This window comes from Variovorax sp. Soil_C_19 (assembly GCF_057657255.1).
Genome location: NZ_JBDGIV010000005.1, coordinates 401231 through 420252 on the forward strand (window position 1 = coordinate 401231; position 19022 = coordinate 420252).

18 protein-coding genes are annotated in these 19022 nt (G+C 69.8%); 6 read left to right on the forward strand and 12 right to left on the reverse strand.

The window, feature by feature from the left end:
- The first annotated feature begins 97 nt into the window (after positions 1–97).
- Together htpG and AC3A6R_RS14135 are read left to right on the forward strand one after the other, a co-directional pair.
- Positions 98–2143, forward strand: coding sequence for a molecular chaperone HtpG (gene htpG, locus AC3A6R_RS14130; protein ID WP_487864649.1), 2046 nt, complete (start codon positions 98–100; stop codon positions 2141–2143).
- A gap of 53 nt (positions 2144–2196) precedes the next feature.
- On the forward strand, positions 2197–2571 hold the full coding sequence (locus AC3A6R_RS14135) for a hypothetical protein (protein ID WP_487864650.1): 375 nt from the start codon (positions 2197–2199) through the stop codon (positions 2569–2571).
- Between the two features lie 7 nt (positions 2572–2578).
- On the opposite strand, the gene AC3A6R_RS14140 is transcribed toward AC3A6R_RS14135, so the two are convergent.
- From AC3A6R_RS14140 to AC3A6R_RS14150, 3 genes are all read right to left on the reverse strand, one after another.
- Entirely contained in the window at positions 2579–3715 is a 1137-nt protein-coding gene (locus AC3A6R_RS14140; RefSeq protein ID WP_487864651.1) for a CaiB/BaiF CoA transferase family protein, read from the reverse strand.
- A 133-nt stretch (positions 3716–3848) separates the two neighbouring features.
- Positions 3849–4790, reverse strand: a complete 942-nt coding sequence (locus AC3A6R_RS14145; RefSeq protein WP_487861095.1) for a Bug family tripartite tricarboxylate transporter substrate binding protein — start codon at positions 4788–4790, stop codon at positions 3849–3851.
- A gap of 91 nt (positions 4791–4881) precedes the next feature.
- Positions 4882–6558: an acyl-CoA dehydrogenase family protein gene (locus tag AC3A6R_RS14150; protein ID WP_487864652.1), complete on the reverse strand. Its 1677-nt coding sequence runs from the start codon at positions 6556–6558 to the stop codon at positions 4882–4884.
- 91 nt (positions 6559–6649) lie between these two features.
- Here AC3A6R_RS14150 and AC3A6R_RS14155 point away from each other — a divergent pair, with 91 nt between their 5' ends.
- Positions 6650–7540: a LysR family transcriptional regulator gene (locus AC3A6R_RS14155; protein WP_487864653.1), complete on the forward strand. Its 891-nt coding sequence runs from the start codon at positions 6650–6652 to the stop codon at positions 7538–7540.
- On the opposite strand, the gene AC3A6R_RS14160 is transcribed toward AC3A6R_RS14155, so the two are convergent.
- The 7 genes from AC3A6R_RS14160 to AC3A6R_RS14190 all read right to left on the reverse strand — a co-directional run bounded on the left by AC3A6R_RS14160 (position 7531) and on the right by AC3A6R_RS14190 (position 13724).
- The gene (locus AC3A6R_RS14160) at positions 7531–8583 is read right to left on the reverse strand and encodes a serine/threonine protein kinase (RefSeq protein WP_487864654.1); all 1053 of its coding nucleotides are present in this window, start codon (positions 8581–8583) and stop codon (positions 7531–7533) included. The genes AC3A6R_RS14155 and AC3A6R_RS14160 overlap by 10 nt on opposite strands.
- Before the next feature lie 35 nt (positions 8584–8618).
- Entirely contained in the window at positions 8619–9737 is a 1119-nt protein-coding gene (locus AC3A6R_RS14165; protein ID WP_487861043.1) for a DUF2855 family protein, read from the reverse strand.
- A gap of 194 nt (positions 9738–9931) precedes the next feature.
- Positions 9932–10357, reverse strand: a complete 426-nt coding sequence (locus AC3A6R_RS14170; protein ID WP_487861044.1) for an organic hydroperoxide resistance protein — start codon at positions 10355–10357, stop codon at positions 9932–9934.
- A 68-nt stretch (positions 10358–10425) separates the two neighbouring features.
- On the reverse strand, positions 10426–10881 hold the full coding sequence (locus tag AC3A6R_RS14175; RefSeq protein WP_487861045.1) for a MarR family winged helix-turn-helix transcriptional regulator: 456 nt from the start codon (positions 10879–10881) through the stop codon (positions 10426–10428).
- A gap of 82 nt (positions 10882–10963) precedes the next feature.
- A complete protein-coding gene (locus AC3A6R_RS14180) occupies positions 10964–11806 on the reverse strand; it encodes an ABC transporter permease (protein WP_487864655.1) in 843 nt (280 codons plus the stop codon).
- A gap of 20 nt (positions 11807–11826) precedes the next feature.
- Entirely contained in the window at positions 11827–12777 is a 951-nt protein-coding gene (locus AC3A6R_RS14185) for an ATP-binding cassette domain-containing protein (RefSeq protein WP_487861047.1), read from the reverse strand.
- A 56-nt stretch (positions 12778–12833) separates the two neighbouring features.
- Positions 12834–13724 (reverse strand): LysR family transcriptional regulator, encoded by an 891-nt coding sequence (locus AC3A6R_RS14190; RefSeq protein WP_487864656.1) that lies wholly within the window; start codon positions 13722–13724, stop codon positions 12834–12836.
- Positions 13725–13834: 110 nt separating this feature from the next.
- On the opposite strand from AC3A6R_RS14190, the gene AC3A6R_RS14195 reads away from it, so the two are divergent.
- Together AC3A6R_RS14195 and AC3A6R_RS14200 are read left to right on the forward strand one after the other, a co-directional pair.
- Positions 13835–14494, forward strand: a complete 660-nt coding sequence (locus AC3A6R_RS14195; RefSeq protein WP_487864657.1) for a glutathione S-transferase family protein — start codon at positions 13835–13837, stop codon at positions 14492–14494.
- Complete coding sequence (locus tag AC3A6R_RS14200) at positions 14491–15459, forward strand: flavin-nucleotide-binding protein (protein WP_487864658.1); 969 nt, start codon at positions 14491–14493, stop codon at positions 15457–15459. The genes AC3A6R_RS14195 and AC3A6R_RS14200 overlap by 4 nt, the downstream gene beginning before the upstream one ends.
- A gap of 1 nt (position 15460) precedes the next feature.
- On the opposite strand, the gene AC3A6R_RS14205 is transcribed toward AC3A6R_RS14200, so the two are convergent.
- Entirely contained in the window at positions 15461–16633 is a 1173-nt protein-coding gene (locus AC3A6R_RS14205) for a cytochrome P450 (protein WP_487864687.1), read from the reverse strand.
- A gap of 81 nt (positions 16634–16714) precedes the next feature.
- Here AC3A6R_RS14205 and AC3A6R_RS14210 point away from each other — a divergent pair, with 81 nt between their 5' ends.
- Positions 16715–17461 (forward strand): ArsR/SmtB family transcription factor, encoded by a 747-nt coding sequence (locus AC3A6R_RS14210; protein WP_487864659.1) that lies wholly within the window; start codon positions 16715–16717, stop codon positions 17459–17461.
- Positions 17462–17471: 10 nt separating this feature from the next.
- Here AC3A6R_RS14210 and AC3A6R_RS14215 read toward each other — a convergent pair whose 3' ends face one another.
- Entirely contained in the window at positions 17472–18989 is a 1518-nt protein-coding gene (locus tag AC3A6R_RS14215) for an AMP nucleosidase (RefSeq protein ID WP_487864660.1), read from the reverse strand.
- Between the last annotated feature and the right edge of the window lie 33 nt (positions 18990–19022).

Consider the following 19022-nt stretch of genomic DNA (forward strand, 5'->3'; position numbering starts at 1 on the left):
GATCCGATGCACCGGCCCCAATTCGCAGAGTTGGCAGGCCGGGCGGCGCGGACGCGGCACGGCTTAGAATTTTTTGGCTTCGATACTCATCACTTCCATGGCTGATTCCTCCCATACAAAACTCCCATTCCAGGCTGAAGTCGCGCAACTGCTGCACCTCGTGACGCATGCGCTGTACTCCAACAAGGAAATCTTCCTGCGCGAGCTGATCTCGAATGCATCGGACGCCTGCGACAAGCTGCGCTTCGAGGCCATCGACCAGCCTGACCTGTACGAAGACCAGCCCCAGCTCGACGTGCGCCTTTCGTTCGACAAGGCCGCGCGCACCATCACCATCGCCGACCGCGGCATCGGCCTGTCGCGCCAGGAAGCCATCGACAACCTCGGCACCATCGCCAAGAGCGGTACCAAGGACTTCGTGAGCAAGCTCAGCGGCGACCAGAAGGCCGACGCACAGCTCATCGGCCAGTTCGGCGTGGGCTTCTATTCGGGCTTCATCGTGGCCGACAAGATCACGGTCGAGTCGCGCCGCGCGGGCCTCCCGCCCGAGCAGGGCGTGCGCTGGACGAGCGGCGGCGCGGGCGACTTCGAGGTCGACGACATCACGCGCGCCGAGCGCGGCACCAGCATCACGCTGCACCTGCGCGACGACGCCGACGAATACCTCAACGCCTGGAAGCTCAAGCAGATCGTCGGCAAGTACTCCGACCACATCTCGCTGCCCATCCTCATGGAGAAGGAGGAGTGGAAGGAAGGCGAGAACGACCAGCCCGGCGACATGGTCAAGACCGGCGAATGGGAAACGGTCAACAAGGCCAACGCGCTGTGGAGCCGCGCCAAGAAGGACATCACGCCCGAGCAGTACGAAGAGTTCTACAAGACCATCAGCCACGACTTCGAGTCGCCGCTCGCCTGGAGCCACAACCGCGTCGAGGGCAGCACCGAGTACACGCAGCTGCTCTACATCCCCTCGAAGGCCCCGTTCGACCTGTGGAACCGCGACAAGGGCGCGGGCGTCAAGCTCTACGTGAAGCGCGTCTTCATCATGGACGACGCCGAGGCGCTGATGCCGAGCTACCTGCGCTTCGTGAAGGGCGTGATCGACTCGTCCGACCTGCCGCTCAACGTGAGCCGCGAGCTGCTGCAGGAAAGCCGCGACGTGAAGGCGATCCGCGAAGGCAGCACCAAGCGCGTGCTGGGCATGCTCGAAGACCTGGCCAAGAAGCAGGAGACCAGTCCTGAAGCCGCCGAGGGCAAGATCGACGTGGGCTCGGGCGAATCGGTGCCCGCGCCCGAGCCGACGGAGGGGCTGAACGATGTCAGCGACGTGGTCGACAAGAACGCCACGCCGGCCGCCGAAGCCGCCGTCGAGTACGCCAAGGCAGCGGGCAAGTACGCCAGCTTCTATGCCGAGTTCGGCTCGGTGCTGAAGGAAGGCCTGGGCGAAGACTTCGCCAACCGCGACCGCATCGCCAAGCTGCTGCGCTTTGCCTCGACCACCACCGATGGGGTGACCGTGAGCTTTGCCGACTACAAGGCGCGCATGAAGGAAGGCCAGGACGCGATCTACTACATCACGGCCGACAACCTGGCCGCCGCCAAGAACAGCCCGCAGCTCGAGGTCTTCAAGAAGAAGGGCATCGAAGTGCTCTTGATGACCGACCGCGTCGACGAGTGGGCGCTGAACTACCTGACCGAATTCGACGGCACGCCGTTGCAGAGCGTGGCCAAGGGCGCGGTCGACCTCGGCAAGCTGCAGGACGAGACCGAGAAGAAGGCCGCCGAGGAAGCGGCCGAATCGTTCAAGCCGATGCTCGAGAAGCTCAAGGAAGCGCTCAAGGACAAGGCCGAAGATGTGCGCGTGACCACGCGCCTGGTCGACTCGCCGGCCTGCCTGGTGGTGCAGGACGGCGGCATGAGCACGCAGCTCGCGCGCATGCTCAAGCAGGCCGGCCAGCCCGCGCCCGACCTGAAGCCCGTGCTCGAAGTCAACGCCGACCATGCGCTGGTGAAGAAGCTCGAAGGCTCGGCGCACTTCGACGACCTGGCCCACATCCTGTTCGACCAGGCGCTGCTGGCCGAAGGCGGGCTCCCGGCCGACCCGGCCGCCTACGTGCGGCGCGTCAACGCGCTTCTGGTGTGACGCCCCGGCCGCGCACCGGCGGGCGTGCAGCCGCTGCCTTCGCGGCGGCGCTGATGCCATTGCTCCTGGTGGGCGGCTGTTCGCACTACAGCCTCGGCATTCCGCTGGTGCCCGGGCTCTCGCTGGGCCTTGGCGCCACCAAGGGCGGCAACTTCTCGGTCGGGCTCAACACCGGCTGGGGCCCGCTCGGCGCGGGGGTGGCGCTGCACGACAACGGCGCCGTGACCGGCTCGGCCAGTGCCGGCGTGGGGGTCGGCGTCGGGCCGGTCGGTACCGGCGTGGGCGTTGGCAAGAGCGTGGTGCTGCACAACCCGTACGCCGCACCCCGCGCGGCGGCGCCGGTGCAGCCGGTGGTGGTGCGGCGCGTATCGACCGGTGCCGCGCCGGTCTGGAATGCCGCCACCCCCGGCAACCCGGTCGCGCCCTGACGGCTGACTAAGCGTCTTCTTCAGTTTTCGGCAAGAACCGCTCGCCCGGCGTGAGCGGCGCGTGGCGGTAGCTGGCCGGCGTGCGGCCGAGCTTCACGGGCGCCCCGATGCCGCGGTAGCCGCCTTCCATCTCCACCACCATGCCGCGATGCGCCGTGTGCGGATGCGTGAGCGCGGCGTCCACCGGCAGCACGGGCGCGGCGGGCACGCCGGCGGCCATGAGCTGGTCGACCAGCACGCGCCCGTCGAAGGCGGCCATGGCCGCCTCGAGCTGCTGCTTGAGCCCGTCGCGGTGCACCGAGCGCGCGCCGGCCGTGCTGTAGAGCGGATCGTCGGCCAGTGCGGGCAGGCCGATGCAGCGGCACAGGCTCGCGAACTGCCGGTGGTTGCCCACGGCCACGAACACGGGGTCGGTGCCGGTGGCGAGCGCGTCGTAGGGATAGATGTTCGGATGCGCATTGCCGGTGCGCCGCGGGGCGGTGCCGTCCATGAACCAGTTGGCCGCATGCGGATGCAGCAGCGAGAGGCCGCTGTCGTAGAGCGCCGCCTCCACCAGCTGCCCGCGGCCGCTGCGCTGGCGCTCCTGCAGCGCGAGCAGCACGCCGATCACGGCATTGAGCCCGGTGACCATGTCGACCACCGGCAGCCCGACGCGCAATGGACCGCCCTCGGCCTCGCCGTTGATGCTCATGATGCCGGTCATGGCCTGCACGGCGGCGTCGTAGCCCGGCAGCGCGCCGAGCGGGCCGTCGGTGCCGAAGCCCGAGACGCGGCACCACACGAGGCGCGGGAAACGATGCGAGAGCGTGTCGAAGCCGATGCCCCAGCGTTCCATGGTGCCGGCCTTGAAGTTCTCGATCAGCACGTCGGCCTCGGCCACGAGCGCGAGCAGCGCCTCGCGGCCTTCGTCGGTGGAAAGGTCGAGGTGCTGCACGCGCTTGTTGCGGTTGAGGCCGTGGTAGTACGACGCCACGCCGTCCTTGAAGGGCGGGCCCCAGGTGCGCGTGTCGTCGCCCTGCGGGGGCTCGATCTTGAGCACGTCGGCGCCATGGTCGCCCAGGATCTGGCCGCAGTAGGGGCCGCCGAGGATGCGCGAGATGTCGAGGACGCGGATGCCGGTGAGGGCGCCGGGAGGCGGGGTCATTGTTTGCTCCATGTCTTGTGATTGCTGTCTTTCAGGCTGCTGTTCGGGGTGCGTGCGCAGGCCACCGGGTACTCCCTCCGCACGCCGGGCGCCCACCGTCGGCGACATCGCGCCCTGAACCGCAACGGTCAAATCAATCCAGCTGCGCCCCCGACTGCTTCACCACACCCTTCCACTTCACCGACTCGCTCGCAATGAAGCGGGCCAGCTGCTGCGGCGAGGTATCCGGTGCCGGCTCGAGCCCCTGCGCCGCGAACATCTGCTTGACCTTGGGCGAGTTCAGCACCTCGGCGAACGCCTGGTTGAGCTTGGTGACGCGGTCCGCGGGCGTGCCGGCCGGCGCGACGATGCCGAAGAACACGCTCACGTCATAGCCCTTGTAGCCCTGCTCGGCGATCGTCGGCACGTCGGGCAGTGCCTGCGAACGCGCGGCCGTGGCCACGCCGAGCGCGCGCAGCTTGCCGGTCTTCACGTACGGCAGCGCGGTGAGGATGTCGGTGAAGGTCATCTGCACCTGGCCGCCGAGCAGGTCGTTGAGCGCCGGGCCGGTGCCCTTGTACGGCACGTGCAGCAGGTCGGTGCCGGCCACCGAGTTGAACAGCACGCCCGCGAGGTGCGACGACGCACCGTTGCCCGACGAGGCATAGCTGAGCTTGGCGGGGTTGGCCTTGGCGTACGCCACGAGCTCCTGCACGTTCTTCGCGGGCACGCTCGGGTGCACCACCAGGATGTTCGGCAGGTGGCCGACCTGGATCACCGGCGCGAAGCTCTTGATCGGGTCGTAGCTGATCTTGCGGTACAGGCTCGAATTGATCGCAAGCGGCCCCGAGGTGCCGAACAGCAGCGTCTGGCCGTCGGGCTCGGCGCGCGCCACGTGGTCGGCGCCGATGTTGCCGCCGGCACCGGCGCGGTTCTCCACGATCATCGGCTGGCCCAGGCGGTCCTTCATCTCGGCCGCTAGCGTGCGTGCCATGGCATCGGTCGGGCCGCCGGGCGGGAAGGGCACCACCAGCGTGACAGGCTTGGACGGAAAGGCGTCGCCGGACTGGGCGGCGGCCGGCGCGGCGGCCAGCATCAGCGTGCAGGCCGCGGCGGAAAAGAGAAGGGGAAAGAGGGGGCGCAAGGTGGTCTCCGTTGAGTTTGATGTGTTCTGTTGCGTGCGTTGTTCAGGCGTTCCAGCCCGCCGGCACCGCATCGGGCGCGAGCGGGTCGCGCGGCAGCACGCGGTGCAGCAGCGCGAGCTGTGCCCAGCGCAGGCGGTCGGCCGAACCGGTGCGGGCGGCCTCCCAGGCCATCGCGGTGGCGCTGGTGCAGTGGTAGAGCGCCGAGGCCGCCTGGCGGGCCAGCGCCTCGCCGCCTTCTTCGCGTGCGGCGGTCTCGGCGAGTGCGGCGGCGCGCGCGAGCGCATCGCGCAGCGCCTCGGCGAAGGCGGGCGCGAGCGCCGCATCGGCGAGCAGCGACTCGCAGTGCGCGCGCAGCACCGGCAGCGAGCCCTCGCGCTTGACGGCGCGGATCACGTCGAGCGCCACGATGTTGCTCGTGCCTTCCCAGATCGAGCCCAGGTGCGCATCGCGCAGCAGCCGCGGATCGCTCCATTCCTCGATGTAGCCGCAGCCGCCGCGCACTTCCATCGCATCGCCCGTGACCTTGCGCGCATCGCGGCAGGCGCGGAACTTGATGAGCGGCGTGAGGATGCGCAGCAGCGCGTAGGCGTCGGGCTCGCCGGCGTCGGAGCGCGCGAGCGCCTGCGCGGTCTGGCACACCATGGTGCGTGCCTGTTCGGCAGGCACGCGCAGCTTGTCGAGTTGGCGCTGCATCAACGGCATCTGCGCGAGCGTGCGGCCGAAGGCGCGGCGCTCGGCGGCGATGTACTCGGCCTCGGCCACCGCACGGCGCATCAGGCCCGCGGCGCGCACGCCGTTCGACAGCCGCGAGTTGTTGACCATGTCGGCCATCTGCACGAAGCCGCGGCCTTCATCGCCCACCAGGTACGCGACCGCGCCCTCGAGCCGGATCTCGCCGCTCGCCATCGAGCGCGTGCCGAGCTTGTCCTTCAGGCGGATGATGCGGTAGTGGTTGAGGCGGCCGTCGTCGAGCCGGCGCGGCAGCAGGAACAGCGACACGCCCTTCATGCCCGGCGCGCCGTCTTCGGCGCGTGCGAGCACCATCGCGAAGTCGGCGTCGGGGTTCGAACAGAACCACTTGTCGCCCGTGAGGCGCCAGCTGCCGTCGCCCGTGCGGCGCGCCACCGTGGCGGTGGCCGCGATGTCGGAACCCGCGGCCTGCTCGGTCATGAACATCGCGCCCTGCGCGAGTTCGTCGAAGTCGAGCGAGGTGAGGCGCGGCAGATACCGCGCCACCAGCGAGGGCTCGCCGAACTTCTTCAGCGTGCGCGTGAGCGAGTCGGTCATCGAGACCGGGCAGCACAGGCCGAACTCGGCCTGCACGAACAGGTAGGTCAGCGCGTACTTGACGAGCGGCGGCATCTTGCCTTTCCAGCCCAGCGTGTCGTCGCGGTGCGAGATCGCGGCCAGGCCGAATTCGCTCAGCGCAAGGCGCTCCATCTCGACGTAGGCCGGATGCTTGACGATGGCCTGCTCGTCGAGCCCGGTGCGCGTGCGCTGCTTCAGCGTGGGCGGGTTGCGGTCGGCGGTGCCGGCCAATTCGTCGAGCGTGCCGCCCGCGAGGCCACCGAGGCGCTCGAAATGCGGGCGCATGTGCGCAAGTAGGTCGGGCGGCAGATACAGCGCGAGCAGCCCATGCAACTCGGTGTCGGTGCTGAAGAGGTTCTGGCCGTGGCGGTCGGGGATCGGGTGGGCGGCGGTGTCGTCGTTCTGGACCATGCGTCGTGTCTCCTGTTTCGCCGCATTGTTGGCGCCGCGACGATCCGTGTCTAATATCGAATTGGTCTTGTTCGATTCGATCTTCCTATTCATGGAACTCCGCCGCCTGCGCTACTTTTCCGTGCTTGCCGAAGAGCTGCACTTCGGGCGCGCCGCGCGCCGGCTGGCGATTTCGCAGCCGCCGCTGTCGGTGGCGATCCGCCAGCTCGAAGCGTCGGTGGGTGCGCGGCTGTTCGAGCGCAACAGCAAGGAGGTGCGCCTCACGCCCGCGGGCGATGCGCTGCGCGCCTCGGCGCGGCGGCTGCTGCGCCAGGCCGAGGAGGCCGCGCTCGAGGCGCGCGACGTGGCGGCGGGTTCTGCCGGGCGGCTGCGCATCGGCTTCGTCGGCGCGATGCTCTACCGTGGCCTGCCGCAGGCGCTGCGCGCGTTCCAGGCGCGGCATCCGGCGGTGCGCATCACGCTGGCAGAGCTCAACTCGGGCATGCAGATCTCGGAGCTGCTGCACGATCGGCTCGACCTCGGCTTCGTCCACACCAGCCGCATGCCGCCCGAACTGCAGCACCGGCTGCTGCTGGCCGAGCCCTTCGTCTGCTGCCTGCCTTCGGGCCATGCGCTGGCGCGCAAGCGCGTGCTGGCGCCGTCCGACCTGCGCGACCAGCCCTTCGTGCTGTTCTCGCGCGAGGTCTCGCCCGACTACCACGAGCGCATCCTGTCGATCTGCGCCGAGGCCGGCTTCCAGCCCGAGGTGCGGCACGAGGTGCGCCACTGGCTCGCGGTGGTGTCGCTGGTGTCGCAGGGCCTGGGCGTGGCGCTGGTGCCGCAGGCGATGCGGCATTCGGCGCTGCGCGGCGCGGTGTTCCGCCCGCTCGACCGGGCGGTCGCGCAGTCGGAGGCCTACGGCGTCTGGCGCAGCGGGCCGGTCAACCTGCTGGCCGAGCGGCTGCTGGAGGGCGTGGCCGAGGCCGTGCCGGATCAGGCGTAAAGGGGCTCTTCCGCCATTTGCTCGCACTGCTCCTGCAGAACGAGAATCTGGCCTTTCCAGTAGTCGCTCGAGCCGAACCACGGAAAGTTGATGGGGAAGATCGGGTCTTCCCAGCGGCGCGCGAGCCAGGCGCTGTAATGGATGAGCCGCAGCGTGCGCAGCGGTTCAATCAGCGCGAGTTCACGGCGGTCGAATTCGCGGAACTGTTCGTAGCCGTCGAGCAGGCCCGACAGCTGCGCCGTGCGCTGCGCGCGCTCGCCGGACAGCAGCATCCACAGGTCCTGCACGGCAAAGCCGGTGCGCGCATCGTCGAGGTCGACGAAATGCGGCCCGCCTCCGGGCCGGTCGGTGGGTGTCCAGAGGATGTTGCCGGGATGCACGTCGCCGTGCAGCCGCAGCTTGCGCGGTTGGAACCCGTCCGCCCCGGCGCTGTTGCCCGCAGCGAGCGGCGTGGCCGCGATCATCGCGAGCGCCTCGTTGCAGGCCTTTTCCCAGTCGCGCTGCACGTCGAGCGGGATCTTGTCGTTGCCGAGCAGCCAGTCGCGCGAGGCGGTGCCGAAGGTCTGCAGGTCGAGCGCAGGCCGCGCCGCGAAGGGCGTGGCGCTCCCCACGGTATGGATGCGCGCGAGGAAGCGCCCGACCCATTCGAGCACCTCGAAGTCGTCGAGCTCGGGCGAGCGCCCGCCGCGGTAGGGGCTCACGCTGAAGGCAAAGCCGCCGTGGCGGTGCAGCGTGGTGCCGTCGACGGCCAATGGCGCCACCGCGGGCACCTCGGCCGCGGCCAGTTCGAGCGAGAAGGCGTGCTCCTCGAGGATCTCGGCCTCGCTCCAGCGCTCGGGACGGTAGAACTTGACCACCACGGCCGGATGCGCGGCCGGCTGTTCCAGGAACACCTGGTAGACCCGGTTCTCGTAGGAGTTGAGCGTGGTGAGCCGCCCGTCGCCGTGCAGGCCGAGCGTTGCCAGCGCGTCGAGCACCACGTCGGGCGTGAGGTTCTCGTAAGGATGGGTGTTGGCGGGCGCGTCGGAAGAAGAAGGGGTCATGCGGCGATTGTCGCTACCCCGCGTTGCCGGCAGGCTCAGTGTCTGCCCGCGGGCTCCTGCAACGACAGGATGTGTCCGCTGCGCGGGTCGCCCTTTCCGGCCAGCACCTGTGCGTAGGCCGCTTGCACGGCCTCGGCGCCGACGTGGTGCGACACGCGCAGCCACGGATTCCTCGCATCGCCCACTGTGGCGATGAAGGCCTGCCAGGCGGCCACGAGGCGGCGGCCGAACTCGTCGGCGCCCCATTCGCCGGTGCGCTTCTTGATCTGCGCCGGTGCGAAGAACAGCGTGGCGCGCGGCCCCGAGAGGTTCTTGCCCGCGCCCTTTGCCGCGAGCTGCTCCAGGTGCGTGCCGCCGATCGAGCAGCTGTACTTCAGGTTCGCAAAGCGTTCGTGGACTGCGCTGCGCAGCGGCCCGTCGCCCGCGAAGTCGACGTAGACCAGTTCGGTGTCGGCCGCGAGCGTGTCGAGCGCGTCGTAGGTGAGCACGCGGTGGTAGCAGCCCAGGCTCTCGCAGAAGGCCACGTTGCCTGGCGAAGTGAGGCCGATCACCTCGATGCCCTCGCGCTGGTGCAGCTGGAACGCGGTGCCGTAGGCGGTCTTGCTCGATGCGCTCGACAGCAGCATGGTTTTTGCGCCGAAGAAGGCGTTGTCGGCCATGAAGTCGTCGATCAGCCACGAGGTGATGTAGAGCGGTCGCAGCAGCGCCTGGATGTCTTCAGTCTCGGCCGTGTAGAGCGGGTCGGCGTTGCAGCGGAAGTACTGGTTGTAGACGGCAGGCAGCGCGGTGCGGTGCGCTGCGCCATCGGTGAAGCGCTCGGCCGAGAGACGCTCGGGCCTCAGCACCGCGCCCGTCGCCATCGGCCAGTAACCATAGAGCCGCTCGCCCACGGCCACGCCCGGATGCAGCGACTGCACCACGCGCGCGAAGCCCCACACGGGGATGCAGCCCCAGGCGTCTTCGCCGGTCGGGAAGAACTGCCAGTAGCTCATCGCATCGCCGAACGCGGCGTAGGTGATGTTGTTCGAGGTGAGCGCGAACGCATCGATGCGCACGCGCACTTCGCCCTCGGCGAGCGGCTGGTCGACGGCGGTGTGCAGGCGCGTGGACGAGAGTTCGTCCTTCTGGATCAGCAGGCTGCTGGTGGTGCTCATGGTGTCTGTCTCCACACGAAGTTGGGATGGGCGGAACCGACGGCCACATTAGCCAAGCTTGATGAAACGCGCCATCGCGCCGCGGCCTGGCGCGTCGCGCGCGGGACATCGGAGGAGGCCGGCGAGTCCGCAAAAAGGAAAAGCGCCCCGGCGCGATGCCGGGACGCTTTTTTTCGCGCGCAGTGCGCCGGGGATCAGGCGATCGTCAGCTCGACGTCGATGTTGCCGCGCGTGGCGTTCGAGTACGGGCAGACCTGGTGCGCCGTGTCGACCAGCTTCTGCTTGGCTTCCGCATCGAGGCCCGGCAGCGTGATCGCGAGCTTCACCGCGATGCCGTAGGCCGCGCCGCCGTTCGTCGGGCCGAGCGAGACGCTCGAGTCGATCGCCACGTCGTCGGGCACCTTCACGCCGATCTTCGGGCCCACGGCCTTCATCGCGCCGATGAAGCAGGCGGCATAACCCACCGCGAACAGCTGCTCGGGGTTGGTGCCAGGCTTGCCCGAGCCGGGCGCGCTGAGCTTGACGTCGATGGCGCCGTCGCTGGACTTGCCCGCGCCTTCGCGGCCGCCGACGGTGTGGGCTTCGGCGGTGTAGAGAACCTTGTCGAGCTTGGTGGTCATGGTGATTCCTTGGGTGGGTGGTTGAAGGGAAGGGGACGAAAAAACCTGGGGGGACGGCCTGCGATGTCTCAGGCGGCCTTGCGGATGCGCTCGCGCAAACCCTGAATCTGCTGCGTGAGCGCGATGAGTTCGGGCACCGAGCACTGCGCGGCCGCCATGAGGCAGCCCGGCACGTTCGCAGCACGCGCCTTGAGCTTGCGACCCGCCGCCGTCAACGTGATGCGCACGCGGCGCTCGTCGGCCGCGTCGCGCAGCCGTGCGACGTAGCCGTTCGCCTCGAGGCGCTTGAGCAGCGGCGTGAGCGTGCCCGAATCGAGCGAGAGCCGCTCGCCGAGCTCGGACACCATGGGCCCGTCGTGCTCCCAGAGCGCGAGCATGACGAGGTACTGCGGGTAGGTGAGCTGCAGCTTCTCGAGCACCGGCTTGTAGAGCCGCGTCATGGCCAACGAGGCGGAATAGACGGCGAAGCAGAGCTGGTTGTCCAGCTTGAGCATGTCGTCGGTCGTGGCTTGCGGAGAGGGCATGGACTGAATTGTAGCGTGCAATTCAATTGTGTGCAATGTAATTGTTTGGGCCTCGTTTCGACAGCGAGCCACACGGGTTCGCTTATCGCGCGAAGCGCCTGCGCGTGAGCGCCAGCGCCACCCAGAACGACACCACCGCATAGACCACCAGCACGGCAGCATGCAGCATCCAGCCCTCGGGCCACCGGTCCATGAACAGCGGCCGCACGAGCGCCACCGCATTGGTCAGCGGCAGCCATGCCGCCACGGCCCGCACCGCTGAGGGCAGCTGCTCGAGCGGAAAGAACACGCCACTCAGGAACATCATCGGCGTCATGAACAGCGTGAAGTAGTAGGTGAAGAAGTCGTACCCCTTCGCCAGCGCATTGAAGATCAGCGCGATCGACGAGAAGGTGATGCCCGCACCGGCGAGCACCATCCAGGCCACCACGAGCTTGGGACTGTGGCTGATGCCGAGGCCGAGCATCACGAGCAGGATCGCGGTCACGGTGAAGATCGACTTGAACGCAGCCCAGAGCATCTCGGCCAGCACGATGTCGTCGAGCCCCACTGGCGCATTCATGATGCCGTCCCAGGTCTTCTGCACGTGCATGCGTGAGAAGGCCGAATACAGCGCTTCGAAGCTCGCGGCGTTCATGGCGCTCATGCAGATCGAGCCGCTCGCGAGAAAGAGGATGTACGGCACAGGGGTGCCGTCGACCGTCACCTGCCCCACGAGCGCGCCCATGCCGTAGCCGAAGGCCACGAGCCAGATCAGCGGTTCGGCGATGTTGCCGATCAGGCTCGGGATCGCGAGCTTGCGCCACACGAGCAGGTTGCGCAGGAACACCGGCCACCAGCGCAGCGAGAGTTCGGGTGGGCGCCAGGCCGAGGGGCTGGCGGGTGCCGCAGCGGTGGTCGTCGTGGTTGTTGTCGTCGTCGTCATGCCGGGCATTTCTTTCTTTCTCAGCCGTCTTCACGGATCTGGCGGCCCGTGAGCTTGAGGAACAGGTCTTCGAGGTTGGCCGGGCGGTGGAAGGTGCGCAGGCCGCCGTGCTGCGTGAGCGCGTCCAGCAGGCGGCGTGCATCCTGGGTGTAGAAGAACACGGTCTCGCCGCTCACCTCGATGCGCGCCGCGAGCGCCTTGAGCTCGGGCGCCTCGGCCAGCGGCAGCGCACCGTTGCCGTACACCTCGACCACGTCGGGCTCGAGGTGCGCCTCGATCAGGTCGCGCGGACGGCCTTCGGCGATCTTGCGGCCGTGGTCGAGCACCAGCAGCCGCGAGCACAGGCGCTCGGCCTCGTCCATGAAATGGGTGGTCAGCAGGATCGACTTGCCCTGCTGCAGCAGCACCTGCAGGCGCTCCCACATCAGGTGGCGCGCCTGCGGGTCGAGCCCGGTGGTGGGCTCGTCGAGCATCAGCAGCTTCGGGTCGTTGACCAATGCGCGCGCCAGCGAGAGGCGCCGCCGCATGCCGCCCGACAGCTCGCCGGGCTTGGCATCGGCCTTGTGCGCCAGCGCCGCGAACTCCAGCAGCTGCGGCACCCGCGCGCGGACCTCGGCCTTGCTGTAGCCGAAGTAGCGGCCGTAGACCACGAGGTTCTCGGCGCAGCTGAAGTCGGGGTCGAGCGTGTCGAACTGCGTCACCACGCCGAGCTGCGCCTTGATGGCGAGCGCGTCGCGCGGCATCTGCAGCCCCAGCGCCTCGATGCTGCCGCCGTCGGGCTCGGTGAGGCCCAGGCACATGCGGATGGTGGTGGTCTTGCCGGCACCGTTCGGGCCGATCACGCCGAGGCATTCGCCGGGTGCGATCTCGAACGAGAGATCGTCCACGACCGTGGTGCCGCCATAGCGTTTTTGCAGCTGGCTGGCCTTGAACAGGAAGGGCGGGAAGGTGGGGGGTGATGACGTCGGCACCCGAACATTCTGACGCAGCCATGCGGCAGGGCGGGGACGCCAGGGGCCCAAGACCCCTAAAGTCGAAAGCCTTCGAACTCCGCCTTCATCCAGTCGATGAACGCCCGCGTGCGGGCCGGCAGCAGGCGCGCATTCGGGTAGATCACGCTCACCGGCCGCGGCTGCGGCTCGTAGTCTTCGAGCACCAGCTGCAGCCGGCCCTGGGCGACGTGCGGCAGCACCTGGTAGGAGAAGAAAGTGCCGAAGCCCATGCCCGCGGCGCAGGCCTCGACGGCGGGCGCGAGATGGTTGAACTCGAGCCTGTGCTCGAGCGTGACACCGATGCGCCGGCCGCCGTCGTGAAAGGTCCATTGCGGCGGTGCGTCGATGCGCCCGCGCACGCAGGGCGCACCCGCAAGGTCGCGCGGATGCCGCGGCACGCCGTGGCGTGCGAGGAAGGCAGGGCTTGCCGCCACCACGCGTCGGATGGTGCCGAGCGGCTGCGCCACCAGCGACGAATCGTCGAGCGGGCTGATGCGGATCGCCACGTCGACGCCTTCCTCGAGCATGTTCACGGTGCGGTCGTGCAGCAGCACGCTGCAGCGCACTTTCTCGTGGCGCTGCATGAAGCGCGTGATGGCCGGCGCCACGTACATGTGGCCGAACAGCACGGGCGCCGCGATCGTGAGGTGCCCTGCCAGTTCGCGCGCCTCGGTGGTGAGCGCCCGGTCGGCGGCGTCGGCGGCCAGCAGCACCTCGCGCGCGCTCGCGAGGTAGCGGCGCCCTTCGTCGGTGAGCGACAGGCGGCGCGTGGTGCGGTGGAACAGGCGCACGCCGAGGTGCGCCTCGAGCGCGGCCAGCGCGCGCACCACCGCGGGCAGCGAGCTGCCGAGCGACTCGGCGGCGCGCGTGAGGCTGCCCTGGTCGGCGATCTGCACGAAGGCCTGCATGGCTTTGAGGCGGTCCATCGTGCGATTAGACCGGAAAACGCAGCAGTGAAATCCGGCAATGGGGATTCATTCATTCGGCGGAGTAACGAAGAATGCGGGCAACCCACAGCACTCCCAAGGATCTAGACATGAACACTCCCCACGCCAGCCACCCTGCCCAGCCAATCAAGCTATTCGGCACCCCGATCTCGGGCCATGTGCATCGGGTGCAGCTCTTCCTGTCGATGCTCGGCCTGCCGTTCGAGTTCGTCGCGGTCGACCTGCGCCAGAAAGCCCACCGCACGCCCGAGTTCCTGGCGCGCAATCCCTTCGGCCAGGTGCCGGTGATCGAGGACGGCGAGCTCACGCTCGCGGATTCGAATGCGATCCTGGTGTACCTCAACGAGCGCTATGCCAGCGATCCGGCGCGCTGGATGCCGCGCGATCCGCTCGGCGCGGCGCGTGTGCAGCGCTGGTTCTCGGTGGCCGCCGGCCCACTGGCCTACGGCCCGGCCGCGGCGCGCGTGATGGCGCTGTTCAACCTGCCCGCCGATCCGGCCGAGACCGTGTCGCGCTCGCACCTGCTGCTGGCCGTGATGGAAATGCACCTCGAGCGCGAGCCCTTCCTGGCCGGCGCCTCGGCCACGCTCGCGGACCTGGCGAACTACGCCTATGTGGCGCATGCGCCCGAAGGCAGCGTGTCGCTCGACCCGTACCCGCGCCTGCGCGAATGGCTGGCGCGCATCGAGGCGCTGCAGGGCTTCGTGCCGATGGTGCGCACGCCCGTCGGACTGGCCGCGGCCGCATGATCGCCGCGCCGTTCCATGCGGGCGAGCGCGCGCTGCAGGCGCGTGCCGGCGCGCGCGAGCTCATGGCGGCGGCCGGACCGCGCGTGATCCGCGACTTCATGCCCGAGCAGCACCGCGCGTTCTTCGCGCAACTGCCGTTCCTGCTGGTCGGCAGCCTCGACGCCGAAGGTCAGCCCTGGGCCAGCGCGCTCGCGGCGCCGCCCGGCTTTGCGCATTCGCCCAATCCCGCGCACCTTCGCATCGATGCGCTGCCGGCGCCCGGCGATCCGCTGGCCGGCCAGCTGGCACCCGGTGCGTCGCTCGGCCTGCTCGGAATCGAGCCGCACACGCGGCGGCGCAACCGCATGAACGGCGTCGTCGAGGCGGCGGACAGCACCGGCCTCACGGTGGCGGTGCAGCAGAGCTTTGGCAACTGCCCCAAGTACATCCAGGCGCGCGAGCCGCTGTTCGTGCAGGACGGTGGCACCGCCGCTGCACCCGCCGAGCGGCGCGACAGCCTCGATGCGGCGGCACGGCGGCTGATCGCCCGCGCCGACACGCTGTTCATCGCTTCGGCGTTGCCGCCGCAGGCCTGGGACGACGACGCGGCGTCGCCCGCGGCGCAGGGCGTGGACGTGTCGCACCGCGGCGGGCGTCCGGGCTTCGTGCGCGTCGATGCCGGCGGCACGCTCACGGTGCCCGACTTCGTCGGCAACCGCTTCTTCAACACGCTCGGCAATCTGGCGGTGCATTCGCGCGCGGGACTGCTGTTCATCGATTTCGAGACCGGCGAACTGCTGCACCTGGCGGCCAGCGCCGAGATCGTCTGGGACGGACCCGAGGTCGCGGCCTTCGAGGGCGCCGAGCGGCTGCTGCGCCTGCGCGTCGACACGCTGCTGCGCCGCCCCGGTGCGCTGCCCCTTCGCTGGGGCGCAGCGGAACTGTCGCCGCACCTGGCGCACACCGGCCAGTGGGCTGCGGCCTGACTCAATCGAAGACCGGAATCCGCGCATTCGCCGAAGGACGGTAGTGCCAGCCGCGCGCGTGCAGCGCATCGAGGTCGACCCCGCGCGCGAGCAGCGCCTCCAGCCCCGCGGCCGCGAGCGTGCAGGCGAGTGCCTGGCCCGGGCAGGCGTGCGCGCCGTGCCCGAAGCCCAGCAGGCGCCGCGCGGGGCGCACCGGCATGAAGTGGTCGGGATCGGGGTTGAGCGCCGGATCGCGGTTCGCTGCGCCCAGCACGAGCAGCACAGCATCATCCGCGGCCAGCGGCACGCCCGCGATGCGCACCGGCGCCACGACGAAACGCCGCGTGTTCTGCACCGGCGCGTCGTGCCGGGCGGTTTCCTCGACGACGCCTTTTAGACCATTGTGGGTGCGCGCGGCCTCCCCCGCGCCCGGCTCGCGCGCAAGGGCCGCGAGGCTGTTGCCCAGCAGCCCGGCCGTGGCGTCGCAGGTCTGCGACAGCAGCCCGACGAGATTGGCCAGCAGCGCGCGGGGCATGTTCGCGCCCGCTGCGGCTTCGGCGCGCACAGCTGCCAGCAGCGTCGCCTCGCGCGGTGGTGTGCCGGCGCACAGCGCCTCGAAACGCGACATCAGCGCGGCGGCCGCGTCGCTGGCCCGCGCCAGTTGCGGCGCGCTGGACAAGGGCGACAGGCAGGCGACGAAATCACGCATCCACGCCTCGACCTGCGGCAGCGCGGCCGGCGCGAAGCCCAGCAGATGCGCCACCGCCTGCACCGGCATCGCGAACAGCAGGTCCGCGAGCGGGCGCTCGGGCACACGGCGCGCCACATCGAGCGCCGCCGCATGCGCGGCCCGGAGGTCCAGCCCCGCCAGCGCGCGCTGCAGCGCCGGCTTGTGTGCAGTGTGCGCGGCGCCGTCGTTCATGCGCACCAGCTGCGCGAACACTTCGCCCGCCGAGCTGCCGGCGATCGCGCGCGGCACGGGCTCGCCTTGGGGGCGCACGCGCAGCGCGTCGTGCGCGAGCAGCAGCGACTCGACGACCTCGGCCCGGCTCGCGACCCAGAGCCGCAACGTCGCATGCCATGCGAGCGGCGGCCCGGCGCGAAGTTGTGCGTAGTACGGGTACGGATCGGCATGCGTGACCGCCGCGACGGGATCGATTGGGATGCCGAGTGAAGAAGCAGGGTGGGGCGTCATCACCGCAGTGTGCGTGCGGGGCCGCCGCGACACTTCGGCCGTGAACGAAGCGTGCATGCAGCGGCGCCTTAGGATGCGGGCATGCGCAAGACTCCCGTCACCGCCTCATCCGCCACCTCGTCCGCTGCCGCGGACCCGTCCGAGAGCGCGGACCTGCAGCTCGCCCGCCTCGCCGGCGCCATCGCCGAGCCCGCGCGCGCCCGCATGCTGGGCTGCCTGATGGACGGCCATGCGCGCACTGCGACCGAACTCGCGGCCGTGGCCGAGGTGGCGGCCTCCACCGCGAGCGCGCACCTGGCGCGGCTGCGCGACGAGCGGCTGGTCGAACTGCTGGTGCAGGGCAGGCACCGCTACTTCCGCCTGGCGGGCGAGTCCGTGGCCGCGGCGCTCGAAAGCCTCATGGTGCTGGCCGGCGCGCCGTATGCCGGGCCATCTGCCGTGTTCACGCCGAGCACGCCGAACCGCCTGCGCGCCGCGCGCACCTGCTACGACCACATGGCCGGCTCCGCGGGCGTGGCGCTGCACGACCGGCTGCATGCGCAGGGCTGGCTCAGCGGGTTGGCGAGCGGGTCGTACGAACTCACGACCGAAGGCGCAGTCGCGCTCGAGAGCCTGGGCCTGGAAGTCGATGCCGTGCGGCGCTCGCGGCGCCGCTTTGCCTGCGCCTGCCTCGACTGGAGCGAGCGCCGCCCGCACCTGGGCGGCGCGCTCGGCGCGGCCTGGCTTCAGCTGTCGCTGCGCCGCGGCTGGGTGCGCCAGGCGCTCGACGGTCGCGCGCTCACGCTGACCGCGAAGGCGCAGCGCGAGATGCCCGAGCTGTTCGGCTGATGCCTTCGGCTTACTGGAACGCGACCTCGGCGAAGCTGCGCAGCTTGCGGCTGTGCAGCCGGGTCGAGCCCTGCTGGCGAAGGATGCCGATGGCCCGCATGCCGATGCGCAGGTGCTGCTCCACGCGCTCGCGATAGAAGTGGTTGGCCATGCCCGGCAGCTTGATCTCGCCGTGCAGCGGCTTGTCGCTCACGCACAGCAGGGTGCCGTAGGGCACGCGAAAGCGAAAACCGTTGGCCGCGATGGTGGCGCTTTCCATGTCGAGCGCCACCGCCCGGCTCTGGCTGAAGCGGCGCTGCGGCTGGTTCCCGGGCAGCAGTTCCCAGTTGCGGTTGTCGGTGCTCGCGACGGTGCCGGTGCGCATGATCTTCTTCAGGTCGGGGCCTTCGTAGCGCGTGACGTCGGCCACCGCCTTCTCGAGCGCCAGCTGGATCTCGGAGAGCGCCGGGATCGGCACCCACAGCGGCAGTTCCTCGTCGAGCACATGGTCCTCGCGCACGTAGGCATGCGCGAGCACGTAGTCGCCGAGCTGCTGCGCATTGCGCAGGCCCGCGCAGTGGCCGAGCATCATCCAGGCGTGCGGACGCAGCACCGCGATGTGGTCGGTGATCGTCTTGGCATTGGCCGGGCCGACGCCGATGTTCACCATGCTGATGCCGCTGCGGTCCTCGCGCACCAGGTGGTAGGCCGGCATCTGCGGCAGCCGCGCCGGCGCGGTGCCCTGGCTGCCGTCGAGCAGCGCGGCGTAGTTGGCGCTGGCGCCCGCGGCCAGGCCGCGGCGCCGCGTGACCACGTTGCCGGGCTCGATGAAGGCGACGTACTCGCTCTTCTCGTCGGCCATGGCCTCGTGGCCGAGGCGCACGAATTCGTCGATGTAGAACTGGTAGTTGGTGAACAGCACGAAGTTCTGGAACCACTCGGGCGCGGTGCCCGTGTAGTGGCGCAGCCGGTGCAGCGAATAGTCGACCCGCGCCGCGGTGAACAGCGACAGCGGCTGCGCCTCGCCGGGCTGCGCCTCGTAGGTGCCGTTGGCGATGCCGTCGTCCATCACGCCGAGGTCGGGCAGGTCGAACACGTCGCGCATCAGCGCGCGGCGCTCGTCGCTCATCGTGCCTTCGATGTGGTCGTTCTCGGCGAACGAGAAATGGATCGGGATCGGCTGGGTGCTGGTGCCGACCTCGAGCTCGACCTGGTGGTTCTCGAGCAGCAGCCGGAACTGGTCGAGGTAGTAGCGCGAGAACAGGTCGGGGCGCGTCAGCGTGGTCTCGTAGCGGCCCGGACCGGCGACGAAGCCGTAGCTCAGGCCCGCGTTGGCCGGCGGGGTGTGCCGCGTCACGGTGTGCGTGTGCACCCGCACATACGGGTAGCAGGCCCGCACCCGGCCCGGCAGCGCCTCGCCGGCCACGAAGCGCAGCATCGACTCGCGCAGGTGCGCGAGTCCGCCCTGGTAGATGGCCTTGACCTGTTCGAGGGCGGCGGCGGCGTCGGTGAAGCGGGCGGGGGCGACAAAAGTGGGCATGTAGGGCATGGCGGCATTGTGCAATGCGCGCGCGACGGGCGC